The following is a 14,360-nucleotide window of genomic DNA, read 5'->3' on the forward strand; positions in this document are numbered from 1 at the left end:
CGTCTAGTCCTTGCGCTTGAAGCTCAGCACCTTGCCATCGCGTGCATCGATCTTGAGCTTGGCTACGCGGCCGCCCGATTGCAGCAGCCGGATCTCGTAGATGAAGCGGCCGTCGTCATGCTCGAACTCGACCTTGATGACCTGGCCCTGGTAGTCGCGCTCGACCTGGTCGAGCACGGTGCGCAGCGGCAGCACGCGGCCTTGCTGCAGGGCCTGGCGCGCGAGTTCATGGTCGCTGTCGCCGGCGTCCGAGGGCGTGGTCCAGGAGGCCAGGGCCGTCGCCATCAGCAGCAGTGCGGCCAGCAGCATCCAGGACCTGCGAGGAATGGAGAAGGATGGAGTGGGCATGGAAAACTTTATAGCCCAGCGTGGATGAACCTCGGATGAACGGCTGCTTCAGCTTGCGTTCATGGCCTGCATCGAACAATGGCTGCACGCCGTCGCAATCCAACGGAAACGAAGGCGCAGCAGCCGGCAGGTGCGGCCTTTTCAGATGCATCGCCAGCCCAATCGCCGATCCAATCGCCGGCCCAGTCGCCGACCTTCACATGCCAAGGAGAACCTCATGCCTTCCATCCGACAACTGATTTCCCGCGCTGCACGCCATGGCCTGACGGGCCTGGGCATTGTTCTGATCGCCACTGCCGGGCTGGTCGCCCAGGTGCAGGCCCAGGCCGCCGCCACGGGCGGGCCATCCGTGACCGTACAGGCCGGCGAGGCCGTGGCCACCACGGTGGCCTCCGTGCGCGGCGCCTTCCAGGGGCCGGGGCTGAGCATCCGCGAAATCTTCGAGCGCATGGAAGTCCTGGGCTACCGCGACCTGCGCGAGATCGAGTGGGAGGACGGCCTCTACCAGGTCAAGGGCCAGACCGGCGATGGCCGCCCTGTGAAGCTCTACGTCGATGGCAACAACGGCAACGTGCTCAGCATCCGCGCACGCAATTGAGGCCGGGCTGGCAGGCTGATTTTTGTCAGCAAGTGTTCTGTCCGGTCGGCAGGCATGCGGCCTGGGACGTTGAAGCGGTATGCAGTCGCTGGCCGGTCCGGTGGCTGCCCTTGATCGATCCACGGACAGTACACAGGAGATTCTCATGCCTTCCATTCATCGCTTGAGCGCCATGGGCGCCGGCTGCATTGCCGCGCTGATGCTCAGCGCCTGCGCGGGCTACCCCCAGCAGGGCGGATACCCGGGTGGCGGCTACCCCGCCGGTGGCTATCCGGCCGGCGGCTATCCAGCCGGGGGCTATCCGACCAGCGGCTACCCCAGCGGTGGCTATCCCAACGGCGGCCAGCCCGGCACGGCCTACCCGGGCGGCGGTGGCTATGCGCAGCAGGGGCGTGTGACCAATGTGCAACTGGTGCAGATCCAGCAGCCCAGCGGCATTGGCGGCTCTGGCATAGGCGCCGGGGCCGTGGTGGGCGGTGTGGTCGGCGGGGTGCTGGGCCGCCAGGTGGGCAAGGGCAGTGGGCGCGACATCGCCACCATTGCGGGCGTGGTGGGCGGTGCCATGGCGGGCAATGCCATCGAGAAGAACACCGGCCCTGGCGACCTGCGCGATGTCTACCGCGTCACCGTGCAGTTGAACGACGGCAGCACGCGCGTGTTCGACTACCAGAACAATCCGCAGCTGCGCATAGGCGAGAGCGTGCGCGTGGACAACAACCAGCTGATTCGCTGAGAGCGAGGTCCGCGCCATGCAAAAAGGGCTCCCCGCAGGGAGCCCTTTGCCATTTCAGCGCGGCAATTTCAGTGCAGCGTGTCGTTGCCCGGTGCCATGGGCTGGATGCGGAAGAAGCCGGTACCGGCCGAGCCGCGGCCGATTTCTTCCTCGGTGGCCTCGCGCACGCCTTCGACCTTCAGGTGCAGGCGCAGCGCAATGCCGGCCAGCGGGTGGTTGCCGTCCAGCACCACATGCTCGGGATAGATTTCCGTGACGGTGTAGAGCAGGTCGGGCTGCACGGCGCTGCAGCCCTTGGGCAGGGCGCTGGCCTCGAAGCTCATGCCTTCCTCCAGCTCGGCCGGGAACAGGGCGCGCGGCTCCAGGAAGATCAGGCTTTCGTTGTAGTCGCCAAAGGCTTCCTCGGGCTCCAGGTGCAGGTCCAGGGTCTTGCCCTGGCCGTGGCCCTGCAGGGCTTCCTCGATGCGCTTGAGCAGATCGTCGCCGCCGACCAGGAACTCCACGGGCTCATCGAGCACGTCCAGTTCCTCGCCCAGGGTGTCCTTGAGGGTCCAGGTCAGAGCGACCACGCATTGTTCTGTGATTTCCATGGTGTGCAGCTTGTGCGGCCCATGCCGCAGTGGGGAAAAAGAAAGACCGCCGCGCGCGCCCGTGTTTGACGAAGGCGTGCCGGCGGCCGCGTTGGCGCGATTTTCCCACGGCTGCCCGGCTGCTGCGCAGGCCGGGCGGCGAGTCCTGCCGATCAGAACGGATAGTGGCGGGGTGCGGTCTGCATGGTGATCCAGCGCGTCTCGGTGAAGGCATCGATGCCTGCCTGGCCGCCGAAGTGGCCGTAGCCCGAGTTTTTCACGCCGCCAAAGGGCATCTGTGCCTCGTCATGCACGGTGGGGCCGTTGACGTGGCAGATGCCGGCCTCGATGCGCGCGGCCACGCGCCAGCCGCGTGCGGTGTCGCGGGTGTAGACGGACGAGGACAGGCCGAATTCGTTGTCATTGGCCATGGCGATGGCCTGCTCCTCGCCGCGCACGCGCACGATGGCCTTGACGGGGGCGAAGGTTTCCTCGCGGAAGATGTCCATCTCGGGTGTGACGCCGTCGATCAGCGTGGCGGCCATCAGGGTGTTGGTGGCCTTGCCGCCGCACAGCAGTTTTGCGCCCTTGGCCAGCGCGTCGTCGATCAGGCGGTTGGCACGCTCCACGGTGGCCATGTCCACCACCGAGCCCAGCACCACGGGGCCCTTGCGCGGATCGCCCAGCGGCAGCGAGGTGGCACGGGCCACCAGCTTGTCCAGGAAATCACCGGCCACGGACTCATCCACGATGATGCGTTCGGTGGACATGCAGATCTGGCCCGAGTTGGCGAAGGCACCGAAGGTGCAGCCGGCCACGGCGGCGTCGATGTCGGCATCGTCCAGCACCACGAAGGGCGCCTTGCCGCCCAGCTCCAGGATGGCGGGCTTGAGGTACTTGGCGCAGGTCTGGCCGAGGATGCGGCCCACGCGCGTGGAGCCGGTGAAGTTCACGCGGCGCACGGCCGGGTGGGCCACCATGGCTTCGACCACGGCGCCCGCATCTTCGGGCGCATTGGTCACGAAGTTGACCACGCCGGGCGGCAGGCCGCCTTCCTGCAGGGCCTCGATGATCAGGCCGTGCGTGGCGGGGCACAGTTCCGAGCCCTTGAGCACCACGGTGTTGCCGCAGGCCAGCGGCGTGGCAATGGCGCGCACGGCCAGGATGACGGGCGCATTCCAGGGCGCAATGCCCAGCACCACGCCAGCGGGCTGGCGCACGGCCATGGCCAGGCTGCCGGGCACGTCAGAGGGAATGATCTGGCCATTGATCTGGGTGGTCAGCGATGCGGCCTCCAGGAACATGTTGGCGGCCAGGTGCACGTTGAAGCCGGCCCAGATGCCCGAGGCGCCGGTCTCGGCGGCCATGGCGGCGGCAAACGCCTCGGTCTTGGCCTCCAGCGCCTGCGATGCCTTCATCAGCATCTGGCGGCGTTCGGTCGGGCCCAGTGCGGCCCAGGCGGGGAAGGCCTTTTGCGCGGCCTCGACGGCGCGCACGGCATCTTCGGGCGTGGCGGCCGGGGCGCGCGTGGCCACCGATCCGTCCAGCGGATTGCGGCGCTCGAAGGTGGCGCCATTGCCGGCCTGTGCGGCCTGGCCTGCGATGAGCATGGTTTGTTCGATCATGACTGTCTCCTTGGTATGCGGTTGTGGCCTGGGCGTTGGCGCAGCCGGGCGTGCCGGTCATCGTAGAAGCAGGCGATGGCGCAGGCAGCCCGCTGCGCGCACAAAGCGCATGACGGATCGTGCACAGGCTCCGGGGTTTACCCTTGTCCTGGCTGTCCGCGGGGAAAGCCATGGGGCGCGACGGGCCTGCACTTTCCCATAATCACGTCCATGGCCGCACACAGATCCTTCACCCGTGCGGCGAGCAGGAGAGACCGCACATGACCGATGCCATGGTGTTGAGCACCGACGGACTGCCGCCCGGCGAGACGGCGTCGGCCTGGCACGCCTGGATGTCGCGCCTGTTTGCGGGCCTGGATACCGATGTCTATGGCGATCGCCTGTTCGAAGGCCATGTGCGCGTGGCCAATGCCGGCGATGTGGTGCTGACCCGGCTGGAGGCGGGCCGCCACCGCGTCATGCGCAGCATGCAGGGCCTGCGCGCCCATGAGTCCCCCTATCTGAAGATCGTCGCGCCCTGGGAGGGCGTGGCCAGCGTGCGCCAGCACAACCGCGAGGCCAGCGTGCGCAAGGGCAGCTGGGTGATCTATGACACGGCGCAGGAGTACGAGGTCACCAACCCCGAATGGTCCGAACACCTCATCGTGATGCTGCCGCGCCAGGCCATCGTGGACCGGGGCATCCGGCTGGAAGGGCTGATGGGGCGCAATGTGGGCGGCAGCTCGGGCATTGCCCGCATCGCGCTGGAAACCATGCGCAGCACCTACCAGGAGCTGCCCGGCATGGCGCCGCATCTGGCGCGCCGCGCGGGCGAGCTGCTGGTGGACATGGTCCATCTGTCGCTGCAGGAACTGGCCGGGCAGGGCACGGCAGGCACGCAGCAACTGGCGCTGCAGGACCGCATCCGCGCCCATGTGGCGGCCCATCTGCGCGACCCGGGCCTGTCGGTGGAGTCGGTGGCCGCCGCGCTCAACTGCAGCAAGCGCCACCTGCACAACGCCTTTGCGGACAGTCAGACCAGCCTGGGCGCCTTCATACAGCACAGCCGCCTGGAGCTGTGCATGCGCGAGCTGCTGCAGCCCGCCCAGGCGCAGCGCACCATCACCGAGGTCGCCATGGATTGCGGCTTTGGCAGCACCGCGCATTTCAGCCGCGCTTTCAAGATCTACACGGGTCTGTCGCCCTCGGATTTCAGGGCCATGCGCAAGCCGGCCGGCTGACTGCCACGAAGCCATTGCGGGGCAGCTTGCGCTGGCGCCAGGACAGGGCAATGCCCGCATAGGACAATGCCGCCCTGTCTCTTCGCTCACTTCGGACCATTTCATGGACACCAACACACCGCTTGCCCTGCTGGGCGGGCTTACCGCTTCCCAATTCATGCGCCGCCACTGGCACAAGAAGCCCTTGCTGGTGCGCCAGGCAATCCCGGGCTTCAAGCCCCTGATTCCCCGCGCCAGGCTGCTGGCCATGGCAGGCGAGGACGGTGTGGAGTCGCGCCTGATCCAGCAGCAGGACGGTGGCCACTGGAAGCTCAGCCACGGCCCGCTGTCGCGCCGCAGCCTGCCCTCGCTGCAAAAGCCCGGATGGACCGTGCTCGTGCAGGGCGTGGATCTGCACGACGACGGCGTGCACCAGCTGATGCAGCAGTTCCGCTTCGTGCCCGAGGCGCGGCTGGACGATCTGATGATCAGCTTTGCCACCGACCAGGGCGGCGTGGGCCCGCATTTCGACAGCTACGACGTCTTCCTGCTGCAGGCGCATGGCCGCCGGCGCTGGCGCATCGGCCGCCAGAAGGACCTTTCGCTGCAACCCGATGTGCCGCTGAAGGTGCTCTCGAATTTCGAGCCCGAGGAGGAGTTCGTGCTCGAGCCCGGCGACATGCTCTACCTGCCGCCCAAGTGGGCCCATGACGGCATCGCCGAGGGCGAGTGCATGACCTACTCCATCGGCTTTCGCTCGCCCGCGCGCGACGAACTGGCCCGCGAGCTGCTGCTGCGCATGTCCGACGAGCCCGATGAACCCGAAGCGCCCATGGTCTACCGCGATCCCGACCAGCCCGCCGTCGAGGCTCCGGGCGAGATTCCGTCGAGCCTGCACGACTTCGCGCGCAAGGCGCTGGAGCGCGCGCTGGCCGAGCCGCTGGCGCTGGAGCGCGCGCTGGGCGAGTACATGACCGAGCCCAAGGCCAATGTCTGGTTCGAGCATGGCGAGGAACACGGCATGTTCGAGAGCGTGGTCCTCGACCGCCGCACGCGCATGATGTATGACGCAAAACACATCTTCATCAACGGCGAAAGCTATCTGGCCGGTGGCCGCGATGCCACCCTGATGCGCAAGCTGGCCGATACGCGCGCCCTGTCACGCGCCGATCTGGCCAAGGCCAGCGATGACGCGCTGGAGCTGCTGTCCTCCTGGTTTGACGCCGGCTGGGTGCGAGGGGGGCCGCTGTCCTGAACCGGGTAGACGCTGTGACGCAGTCATGCTAAGTTCGGGCATTCACCGTTGACAGCGTTCTGCTGATTCAAGGCGGACTCCGATAGATTTGTAAAGAATTGTCTTGGGTTCGTCAGTAAATTGACAGCAACCTGGTTTTGTTACACAGTGGACGCCAAGGCAGCTTCTTGCTGCCCCATTCGGACTTGGCAAGAGGATTTGTGCGGAATTGTTCAGAGGTTGTCAGTTTCAGTCAGCCTTGAAAAAATCTCCCTATAATTCGCTCCAAGTCGAATGAATGTGTTTGACGTGGCCTGGCCGCCGCGTACCGGTTGCCCGCATCCGGTGGCGCAAGTGGCGGGGCCCCTCCTGTGTACTGTCTTCTTACCTACTCTCTAGGAAACTGTGATGAAGAACTCTCTGATCCTGGCTACCGTGATCGCTGCTGCAGCTCTGGCCGCTTGCGGCAAGAAGGAAGAGGCTCCGGCCCCCGCTCCCGCACCCGCCGTTGAAGCTCCCGCACCGGCAGCTCCCGCTCCCGCAGAAGCTCCTGCTGCTCCCGCCGCCGACGCTGCTGCTCCCGCAGCGCCTGCCGCCGACGCTGCAGCACCTGCTCCCGCTGCTGACGCTGCCGCTGCAGACGCCGCCAAGGCTGCTGCCGACGCCGCCGCCAAGGAAGCCACCAAGCAGTAATTCGGCCCTCGCCGATGGCAGAGGTTTCGGCCTTTGCCGCGAAAGAACCGCATCCTTCGGGCTGCGGTTTTTTTCGTCTTCGCTTTGCTTTGGTCCAGTAAAAAAGCCACCGGCAAATGACTGCGCGGTGGCTGCAAGCCAAGGGCGGACGCTGCCGCCCCAAGGCCCGAAAAGAGGCTTGCTTACTTCATGTCGTCGGTGATGACGCGCACGATGCGCTGGGCATTGGCCGATGTCTCGGGCTGGCCCTGGGTGTTGAGCACGGTGACGGTGGACTTGTCGCCTTCGCTGCGCACCTGGATCTGGTACTTGACCGGCGCGGCCGCATCGGGCGAGCGGCTGAACAGCTTGCCGAAGAAACCCTTGGGCTCGACCTTGGCGTCAGGCGCGACATAGCGCACGAAGTAGATGCCGCGGCTGCGGTCACGGTCCTCCACGGTGAAGCCCGTGCGGTCCAGGGCCACGCCGACACGGCGCCATGCGCGGTCAAAGCCTTCGTCGATCTGCAGCACAGGCTGTCCGTTGGCGGATTCCATGCGCACGCTGCCGGTGGCGGCTGCCGTGGTGGTGTTGGCCTTGGCCACGGCATCGGCCTGCTCCTGGCTCACGCCGAGCTTGACCATCAGGCGGCGCAGGAATTCGGTTTCCAGTTCCGGGTCGGAGGGGCGCGGCTGCCAGATGGTCTGGTCCTTCTGGGCGCTGGTGTAGACCTCCTGCATGCCGCGGTGCGTGATGTAGACCTCGGTGGAGCCGTCGGCCGAGCGCTCCAGGCGTGTGCGGAAGCGGTCGCGCTCGCTGGTGGAGTACAGGCCGTCGAAGACCTTGCCCAGCGTCTTGCGGATCACGTCCTGCGGGATCTTGGCGCGGTTCTCGGCCCAGTCGGTCTCGATGATGCCCAGCTGGCGGTCTTCGGTGGTGAAGATGAAGCCGTTTTCCAACCAGAAGTCACGCACGGGCTCCCACAACTGGTCGGCCGGGCGCTTGATCACCAGCCAGCGCTGTTCGCCGTTGCGCTCGATGCGCACATCGCCCATTGCAACGGTGGCCGTGCGGCCTTCGCTGGGCTTTTGCGCCTTGGAGTTGGCTTCCATGGCTGCGGCGGAGACCACGCCACCGGGCACGGCATAGCGGGAATCCGTGGACAGCTGGGTCAGATCCGGGGGGACTTCCAGGGTGGGCGCCTGCTGCTTGCCGGCGCTCTTGTAGTCGATCTTGCTCTCTTGGAACGTGGTCGTGCAGGCTGTCAGGCCGATGGCCAGGCTCAGCAGGCTCAGACGTGCAATGGGCTGTTTCACGCGAATATCCTTGGTGCGTTCGGTCGGTGGGGCGGGGCGCCTCACAGCAGGCCAGCGGAGCCCAGGGCGGCTTCCACGGTGGCTTCCAGGTTCTTGCTCAGAGGTGTCATCGGCAGGCGCATGGCCGGGCCGCACAGGCCCAGGCGCGCTGCGGCCCACTTGACGGGAATGGGGTTGGCCTCGACGAAGAGGTTCTTGTGCACGGGCATCAGGCGCAGCTGGATGTCCATGGCGGTGCGCACATCGCCGGCCAGGGCCGCCTTGCACAGATCGCTCATCAGGCGCGGTGCCACGTTGGCCGTGACGCTGATGTTGCCATGGCCGCCGCACAGCATCAGGGCCACAGCGGTCGGGTCATCGCCGGAGTACACGCCGAAGTCCTTGGGCACTTCACGGATCAGCCATTGGGCGCGCTCGATGTTGCCCGTGGCTTCCTTGATGCCGATGATGGCGGGGATCTGCGCCAGGCGCAGCACGGTGTCGTGCTGCATGTCGGCCACGGAGCGGCCGGGCACGTTGTAGAGCACCACCGGCAGGTCGCCCACCGCTTCGGCAATCGCCTTGAAGTGCTGGTACTGGCCTTCCTGCGTGGGCTTGTTGTAGTAGGGCACGACCTGCAGCTGGCTGTCGGCGCCGACCTTCTTGGCGTAGCGGGCCAGCTCGATGGCTTCGTGCGTGCTGTTGGCGCCGCAGCCGGCCATCACGGGCACGCGGCCCGCAGCCTGCTCGACGGACACGCGGATGATTTCGCAGTGCTCCTCCACGTTGACGGTGGGGGATTCACCTGTCGTTCCCACCACGCCGATGCAGTCCGTGCCTTCGGCCACATGCCAATCGATGAGTTTTCGCAGCGCCGGGTAGTCAACACTACCGTCCTCGTGCATGGGCGTGATGAGGGCAACGATGCTGCCAGTGAGAGCGACGGAGGAGGATGTCATGTCCGCAAGAAAAAACGGGAAAGGATCATTCTAACGAGTGTCGGAGGCAGGCCCAAGGCGGGCGCCTGTAGGGATTCAGGCGATTGCAGAGCCTGACGCCTTCTGATGCGCCAGCATGGCCACGGGTTCCCGGCCTGTTGCATCGGGGCGCAGTGCCGCAATGCGCTGGACCATGCGATCGGGCTCGCCCAGCTGGCCGTGCTCGTAGGCCACGATGTGCCAGCCCGCGCAGGCCTGCAGCAGCTCGCCGGGCGCCAGCAGGAAATCGGGGCGGGAAGGCTTGCCGAAAGCCTCGTTGCCCTGGGCAAAGGTTTCGTACAGCAGCACGCCGCCGGGGGCCACGCTGTCCAGCAGTGCCGACCATAGCGGGCGCCACAGATAGTGGGTCACGACCACGGCGCCGAACTGCCGGCCGGGCAGGGGCCAGGGGCCGTTTTCGATGTCGGCGCACAGCAGCTCGCCCACGCCCTGCAGGCCGGCCAGGGCCTGGGCGTCGCGGTCCACCCCGGTGACGGCGTGGCCACGCGCATGGAACCAGCGCATGTGCCGGCCGGGCCCGCAGGCCACGTCAAGCACCGAGGCCTGGGGCGCCAGAAGGTGCGACCAGCGTTGGATCCAGGGCGAGGGCGGCGTGGCTGCGTGCATGTGCAATTTTGGAAATAAAGTGAAAGCGGCCGACATTGTGCCGCCAGGCCTTCGCCGCTCCGCCTCCATTTCAGAAGCAGGCCCAGATCTGGTCTGCCATGCCCAGCATGAACTGCGGCTGCAGGTAGAGCATGAAGACCAGGCCCAGCACCAGCAGCACGGCGGCCCACAGCGCCAGCCTGCGCAGGATGCGTGGGCGGGGCCTGGTGGATGTGGTCATGGATGTCGTCATCTCAGGCAGCGGCCTGGGCCGCGCGCAACCGTGCCACGGGGGCTTCGCGTATGGGCAGGTTCAGCAGGCCGGCGGCCACGCCCAGGCCGATGGCCAGGTACCAGACCACCTGGTAGCTGCCTGTGTGGTCATAGAGATAGCCGCCCAGCCAGACGCCCAGGAAGCTGCCCACCTGGTGGCTGAAGAACACCATGCCGCTCAACATGGACAGATGCTGCACGCCGAAGATCTGGGCCACGGTGGCATTGGTCAGCGGCACGGTGGACAGCCACAGCAGGCCCATGGCGGCAGAGAAGATGTAGACCGACCAGGGCGTCAGCGGCGCCAGCAGGAAGAGCACGATCACCACCGAGCGCGTGAAGTAGATGGTGGACAGCAGGTAGCGCTTGGGCAGGCGCTGGCCCAGGTTGCCGGCCACGTAGGTGCCAACGATGTTGAACAGCCCCACCAGCGCCAGCGAGATGCTGGCCACCTGCGGTGCCAGGCCGTAGTCCTTGAGGTAGCTGGGCATGTGCACGCCGATGAACATCACCTGGAAGCCGCAGACGAAGTAGCCGGCCGTCAGCAGCACGAAGCTGGGCGTGCGCAGCGCTTCGGCGACGGCCTGGCCCGCGCTTTGGTCGCGCACGGGACGGGCGTTGCCGGGCTGGAAGCCCGGCTCGCGCAGGCCGAAGGCCAGCGGAATAATCATCAGCGCGCACAGCGACAGCAGCAGCAGGGCGTTGGACCAGCCGAAGTTCGAGATCAGGCTGCCTTCCACGGGCACCATGAAGAACTGGCCGAAGGAGCCCGCCGCCGCCGTCACGCCCATGGCCCAGCTGCGCCGCGCCACGGGAATCTGGCGGCCCAGCACACCGTAGATCACGGCATACGTGGTGCCTGCCTGGGCTGCGCCGATCACCACGCCGGCCGTCAGGGCGAACCAGGTTGTCGTGGGCGCCATGGCCATGCCGGCCAGGCCCAGCGCATACAGCAGCGCGCCCACCAGGAGCACGCGGAAGGCGCCGAAGCGGTCGGCCAGCATGCCGCCGAAGATGCCGAGCACGCCCCAGGACAGGTTCTGGATGGCGATGGCCAGCGCGAAGGACTCGCGCGTCCAGCCCATTTCCTGGGTGATGGGCTGCAGCCACAGGCCGAAGCCATGGCGGATTCCCATGGACAGCGTCACGACTGCGCCCCCGCACAGCAGTATCTGCACCATGGACATGGGTTGGTTGTTTTTTTGCATGCGGCAAACTTTAGCGAAACTCCGGGTTTTGCGCTGTGCCGCTTGGGTCGCCCATGCGCCAGCGCGGCCCTTGATGGCAGCGGCTTTTTCGGGATAGTCACTGTCAATGACTGTGAATGCATCCAGCACTGAGCCGGGCCGCGCACTACAATCCGCCCCCATGGCAGTCAAACCATCTCCCACTTCCGCCAGCGAATACTCCGAAGGCTCGATACGCGTGCTCAAGGGCCTTGAGCCCGTCAAGCAGCGTCCCGGCATGTACACGCGCACCGACAACCCCCTGCATGTGCTGCAGGAGGTGATCGACAACGCGGCCGACGAGGCACTGGCCGGCTTCGGCAAGAAAATCCGCTTCACCCTGCATTCCGACGGCTCCTACAGCGTCGAAGACGACGGCCGGGGCATCCCCTTCGGCATGCATCCCGAGGAAAAGGCGCCCGTGGTGGAACTGGTCTTCACGCGGCTGCATGCGGGCGGCAAGTTCGACAAGGGCAAGGGCGGCGCCTACAGCTTCTCGGGCGGCCTGCACGGCGTGGGCGTCTCGGTCACGAACGCGCTGGCCACGCGCCTTGAGGCCTGCATCCACCGCGAGGGCAAGGTGGCCACCATCGCCTTCTCGGGCGGTGACGTGGTCGAGCCCCTGCAATCGCGGCCGCTGGCCGCGGGCGAACGCAAGCAGGGCACGACCGTGCGCGTGTGGCCCGATGCCCGCTATTTCGAATCGCCCCAGTTGCCCATGGGCGAGCTGATGCACCTGCTGCGCAGCAAGGCCGTGCTCATGCCCGGCGTGTCGGTGACCCTGGTCAACGAGAAGACGCGCGACACCCAGACCTGGCAGTTCAAGGGCGGCCTGCGCGACTACCTGCAGCAAAGCCTGCATGGCGAGGCGGTCATCCCCCTGTTCGAGGGCGAGGGCTTTGCCGATCGCCACCACGACAGCTTTGCCGAAGGCGAGGGCGCCGCCTGGTGCGTGGCCTTTACCGAGGACGGCGCACCGCTGCGCGAAAGCTATGTCAACCTGATCCCGACCACCGCCGGCGGCACGCATGACAGCGGCCTGCGCGACGGCCTGTTCCAGGCGGTCAAGGCGTTCATCGAGATGCACTCGCTGCTGCCCAAGGGCGTCAAGCTCATGCCGGACGACGTCTTTGCGCGCGCCAGCTATGTGCTCAACGCCAAGGTGCTGGACCCGCAGTTCCAGGGCCAGATCAAGGAGCGCCTGAACTCGCGCGATGCCGTGCGCCTGGTCAGCGGCTATGTGCGCCCCGCGCTGGAACTGTGGCTCAACGAGCACGTGGAATGGGGCCGCAAGCTGGCCGAGATCGCCATCAAGGCCGCGCAGACCCGTCAGAAGGCGGGCCAGAAGGTCGAAAAGCGCAAGGGCTCGGGCGTGGCCGTGCTGCCGGGCAAGCTCACCGATTGCGAAAGCCGCGACCTGAGCCTGAACGAGGTCTTCCTGGTCGAGGGCGACTCGGCCGGCGGCAGCGCCAAGATGGGCCGCAACAAGGAAACCCAGGCCGTGCTGCCCCTGCGCGGCAAGGTGCTCAACACCTGGGAGGTGGACCGTGACCGGCTGTTCGCCAACAACGAAATCCATGACATCTCGGTGGCCATCGGCGTGGACCCGCATGGCCCCAACGACACGCCCGACCTGTCGGGCCTGCGCTACGGCAAGGTCTGCATTCTTTCGGATGCCGACGTGGACGGCTCGCACATCCAGGTGCTGCTGCTGACGCTGTTCTTCCGCCATTTCCCCAAGCTCATCGAGGCCGGCCACATCCATGTGGCGCTGCCGCCGCTGTTCCGTGTGGACGTGCCTGCGCGCGGCAAGAAGCCTGCGGCCAAGATGTACGCGCTGGACGAGGGCGAGCTGACCGCCATCCTCGACAAATCGGCCAAGGACGGCGTGCCGCGCGAGAAATGCCAGATCAGCCGCTTCAAGGGCCTGGGCGAGATGAATGCGGAGCAGCTGTGGGAGACCACGCTCAACCCCGACACGCGCCGCCTGCTGCCCGTGCAGTTCATGAACCTGGACTTCGCGGCGGCCGAGCAGGTCGTCACCAAGCTCATGGGCAAGGGCGAGGCCGCAGCGCGCCGCGAGCTCATGGAGCTCCATGGCGACGCCATTGAAGTCGATATCTGACCCATGACTGTGCTCCGCGCCGCCCTGAAGCACCGCCCGCACCTGGCGCGCGGCGCCGGGGCGCGCGCGCTGGCGGCGCTGGGCCTGGCCCTGGCGCTGTGGGGGCTGGCGCGGCCGGCGCATGCCGATCTCTGGGCCTTCGTGGACGAGCGCGGCATCACGCACTTCGCTGCCGAGGCGCTGGACGAGCGCTACAGGCTGTACTTTCGCGGCTCGGTCTATGACAGCACCGAGCAGGGGCTCAAGCCCCCGATGGTGCAGGCCGAGGCCGCTGCCGACGCTGACGGCAGCGGCGATGCCGGCCGCAGGCTGCAGGCGCATACGCGGCTGCAAAGCTTCTTTGACATCTCGCCGCGCTACAAGAGCGTGCGCGGCCATCTGCGCAAGGCGGCGGACCACACGGGCGTGGACTACGACCTGCTCAAGGCCGTGATCGCCGTCGAGTCGGGCTTTGACGCGCAGGCCATCTCGCCCAAGGGGGCGGTCGGCCTGATGCAGCTGATGCCAGCCACGGCCCAGCGCTTCGGCGTGGAGGCCAGCCGCCAGCGCAGCGTGCAGCAGCAACTGGCCGATCCGGCCGTCAACGTGCCGGCCGGCGCGCGCTACCTCAACCATCTGATGGGGCTGTTCCCCGGCCGGCTGGACCTGGTGCTGGCCGCCTACAACGCAGGCGAGGGCGCCGTGCGGCGCGCGGGCCAGGCCATCCCTCCCTTCCAGGAAACCCGCAATTACGTGAAGGCCGTGCTCGGCATCTACGAGCAGCTGCAGGGCGGGCGCGAGCGCGCGGGCCCTGCAGCGCCTGCAGCAGCGGCGTTGCCGGGCACCACGCCCCGGGTGCGCATGACGCTGCCCACAGGACTGCCCACGCCGCAATGAGCGG

The 14,360-nt window shown here is 67.0% G+C and carries 15 protein-coding genes; 7 read left to right on the plus strand and 8 right to left on the minus strand.

All coding sequences use genetic code 11. The features are described 5' to 3' along the window. Positions 1–3: 3 nt before the first annotated feature. Positions 4–309 (minus strand): PepSY domain-containing protein, encoded by a 306-nt coding sequence (locus LGR64_RS04760; RefSeq protein ID WP_141834789.1) that lies wholly within the window; start codon positions 307–309, stop codon positions 4–6. A gap of 256 nt (positions 310–565) precedes the next feature. Here LGR64_RS04760 and LGR64_RS04765 point away from each other — a divergent pair, with 256 nt between their 5' ends. Further along, the gene (locus LGR64_RS04765) at positions 566–946 is read left to right on the plus strand and encodes a PepSY domain-containing protein (RefSeq protein WP_013801111.1); all 381 of its coding nucleotides are present in this window, start codon (positions 566–568) and stop codon (positions 944–946) included. Positions 947–1,091: 145 nt separating this feature from the next. After that, a complete protein-coding gene (locus LGR64_RS04770; RefSeq protein ID WP_141834334.1) occupies positions 1,092–1,679 on the plus strand; it encodes a glycine zipper 2TM domain-containing protein in 588 nt (195 codons plus the stop codon). Positions 1,680–1,747: 68 nt separating this feature from the next. Here the strand turns inward: LGR64_RS04770 and LGR64_RS04775 are convergent, their stop codons facing one another. Further along, complete coding sequence (locus LGR64_RS04775; RefSeq protein WP_012206894.1) at positions 1,748–2,269, minus strand: FKBP-type peptidyl-prolyl cis-trans isomerase; 522 nt, start codon at positions 2,267–2,269, stop codon at positions 1,748–1,750. A 152-nt stretch (positions 2,270–2,421) separates the two neighbouring features. Beyond that, positions 2,422–3,873, minus strand: coding sequence for an aldehyde dehydrogenase (locus LGR64_RS04780; RefSeq protein ID WP_088164026.1), 1,452 nt, complete (start codon positions 3,871–3,873; stop codon positions 2,422–2,424). Between the two features lie 260 nt (positions 3,874–4,133). Here LGR64_RS04780 and LGR64_RS04785 point away from each other — a divergent pair, with 260 nt between their 5' ends. The 3 genes from LGR64_RS04785 to LGR64_RS04795 all read left to right on the plus strand — a co-directional run bounded on the left by LGR64_RS04785 (position 4,134) and on the right by LGR64_RS04795 (position 6,999). After that, positions 4,134–5,093 carry a helix-turn-helix domain-containing protein gene (locus tag LGR64_RS04785; RefSeq protein ID WP_034396427.1) on the plus strand — a complete coding sequence of 320 codons (960 nt, stop codon included), beginning with the start codon at positions 4,134–4,136 and terminating at the stop codon, positions 5,091–5,093. A gap of 103 nt (positions 5,094–5,196) precedes the next feature. Beyond that, positions 5,197–6,327 (plus strand): cupin domain-containing protein, encoded by a 1,131-nt coding sequence (locus tag LGR64_RS04790; RefSeq protein WP_013801115.1) that lies wholly within the window; start codon positions 5,197–5,199, stop codon positions 6,325–6,327. 387 nt (positions 6,328–6,714) lie between these two features. Continuing rightward, on the plus strand, positions 6,715–6,999 hold the full coding sequence (locus tag LGR64_RS04795) for a hypothetical protein (RefSeq protein WP_012206890.1): 285 nt from the start codon (positions 6,715–6,717) through the stop codon (positions 6,997–6,999). Positions 7,000–7,181: 182 nt separating this feature from the next. Here the strand turns inward: LGR64_RS04795 and bamC are convergent, their stop codons facing one another. The 5 genes from bamC to LGR64_RS04820 form a co-directional block, all read right to left on the minus strand. Then, positions 7,182–8,294 (minus strand): outer membrane protein assembly factor BamC, encoded by a 1,113-nt coding sequence (bamC, locus tag LGR64_RS04800; RefSeq protein WP_013801116.1) that lies wholly within the window; start codon positions 8,292–8,294, stop codon positions 7,182–7,184. Between the two features lie 41 nt (positions 8,295–8,335). Continuing rightward, positions 8,336–9,232, minus strand: a complete 897-nt coding sequence (dapA, locus tag LGR64_RS04805; RefSeq protein WP_012206888.1) for a 4-hydroxy-tetrahydrodipicolinate synthase — start codon at positions 9,230–9,232, stop codon at positions 8,336–8,338. Between the two features lie 75 nt (positions 9,233–9,307). Beyond that, complete coding sequence (locus tag LGR64_RS04810; RefSeq protein WP_216294202.1) at positions 9,308–9,877, minus strand: class I SAM-dependent methyltransferase; 570 nt, start codon at positions 9,875–9,877, stop codon at positions 9,308–9,310. 70 nt (positions 9,878–9,947) lie between these two features. Beyond that, positions 9,948–10,097 carry a hypothetical protein gene (locus LGR64_RS04815; RefSeq protein ID WP_013801118.1) on the minus strand — a complete coding sequence of 50 codons (150 nt, stop codon included), beginning with the start codon at positions 10,095–10,097 and terminating at the stop codon, positions 9,948–9,950. 13 nt (positions 10,098–10,110) lie between these two features. Next, positions 10,111–11,337, minus strand: coding sequence for an MFS transporter (locus tag LGR64_RS04820; protein WP_071956565.1), 1,227 nt, complete (start codon positions 11,335–11,337; stop codon positions 10,111–10,113). Between the two features lie 160 nt (positions 11,338–11,497). Between LGR64_RS04820 and LGR64_RS04825 the strand changes: the two genes are divergently transcribed. Then, the gene (locus LGR64_RS04825; RefSeq protein ID WP_012206884.1) at positions 11,498–13,480 is read left to right on the plus strand and encodes a DNA topoisomerase IV subunit B; all 1,983 of its coding nucleotides are present in this window, start codon (positions 11,498–11,500) and stop codon (positions 13,478–13,480) included. Positions 13,481–13,483: 3 nt separating this feature from the next. After that, positions 13,484–14,356: a lytic transglycosylase domain-containing protein gene (locus LGR64_RS04830; protein WP_230355025.1), complete on the plus strand. Its 873-nt coding sequence runs from the start codon at positions 13,484–13,486 to the stop codon at positions 14,354–14,356. The last annotated feature ends 4 nt before the right edge of the window (positions 14,357–14,360 follow it).

It is taken from the genome of Delftia sp. Lp-1 (genome assembly GCF_020523835.1).
Taxonomy (GTDB): Bacteria; Pseudomonadota; Gammaproteobacteria; order Burkholderiales; family Burkholderiaceae_C; genus Comamonas; species Comamonas acidovorans.

Bases quoted from the DNA above. Each gene is read 5' to 3' on its own strand.
- LGR64_RS04810 (WP_216294202.1), bottom strand. From the start codon at position 9,877: ATGCACGCAGCCACGCCGCCCTCGCCCTGGATCCAACGCTGGTCGCAC.
- LGR64_RS04815 (WP_013801118.1), bottom strand. From the start codon at position 10,097: ATGACCACATCCACCAGGCCCCGCCCACGCATCCTGCGCAGGCTGGCG.
- LGR64_RS04765 (WP_013801111.1), top strand. From the start codon at position 566: ATGCCTTCCATCCGACAACTGATTTCCCGCGCTGCACGCCATGGCCTG.
- LGR64_RS04775 (WP_012206894.1), bottom strand. From the start codon at position 2,269: ATGGAAATCACAGAACAATGCGTGGTCGCTCTGACCTGGACCCTCAAG.
- LGR64_RS04820 (WP_071956565.1), bottom strand. From the start codon at position 11,337: ATGCAAAAAAACAACCAACCCATGTCCATGGTGCAGATACTGCTGTGC.
- LGR64_RS04770 (WP_141834334.1), top strand. From the start codon at position 1,092: ATGCCTTCCATTCATCGCTTGAGCGCCATGGGCGCCGGCTGCATTGCC.
- LGR64_RS04825 (WP_012206884.1), top strand. From the start codon at position 11,498: ATGGCAGTCAAACCATCTCCCACTTCCGCCAGCGAATACTCCGAAGGC.
- LGR64_RS04780 (WP_088164026.1), bottom strand. From the start codon at position 3,873: ATGATCGAACAAACCATGCTCATCGCAGGCCAGGCCGCACAGGCCGGC.
- LGR64_RS04785 (WP_034396427.1), top strand. From the start codon at position 4,134: ATGACCGATGCCATGGTGTTGAGCACCGACGGACTGCCGCCCGGCGAG.
- LGR64_RS04760 (WP_141834789.1), bottom strand. From the start codon at position 309: ATGCTGCTGGCCGCACTGCTGCTGATGGCGACGGCCCTGGCCTCCTGG.
- dapA (WP_012206888.1), bottom strand. From the start codon at position 9,232: ATGACATCCTCCTCCGTCGCTCTCACTGGCAGCATCGTTGCCCTCATC.
- LGR64_RS04790 (WP_013801115.1), top strand. From the start codon at position 5,197: ATGGACACCAACACACCGCTTGCCCTGCTGGGCGGGCTTACCGCTTCC.
- LGR64_RS04830 (WP_230355025.1), top strand. From the start codon at position 13,484: ATGACTGTGCTCCGCGCCGCCCTGAAGCACCGCCCGCACCTGGCGCGC.
- LGR64_RS04795 (WP_012206890.1), top strand. From the start codon at position 6,715: ATGAAGAACTCTCTGATCCTGGCTACCGTGATCGCTGCTGCAGCTCTG.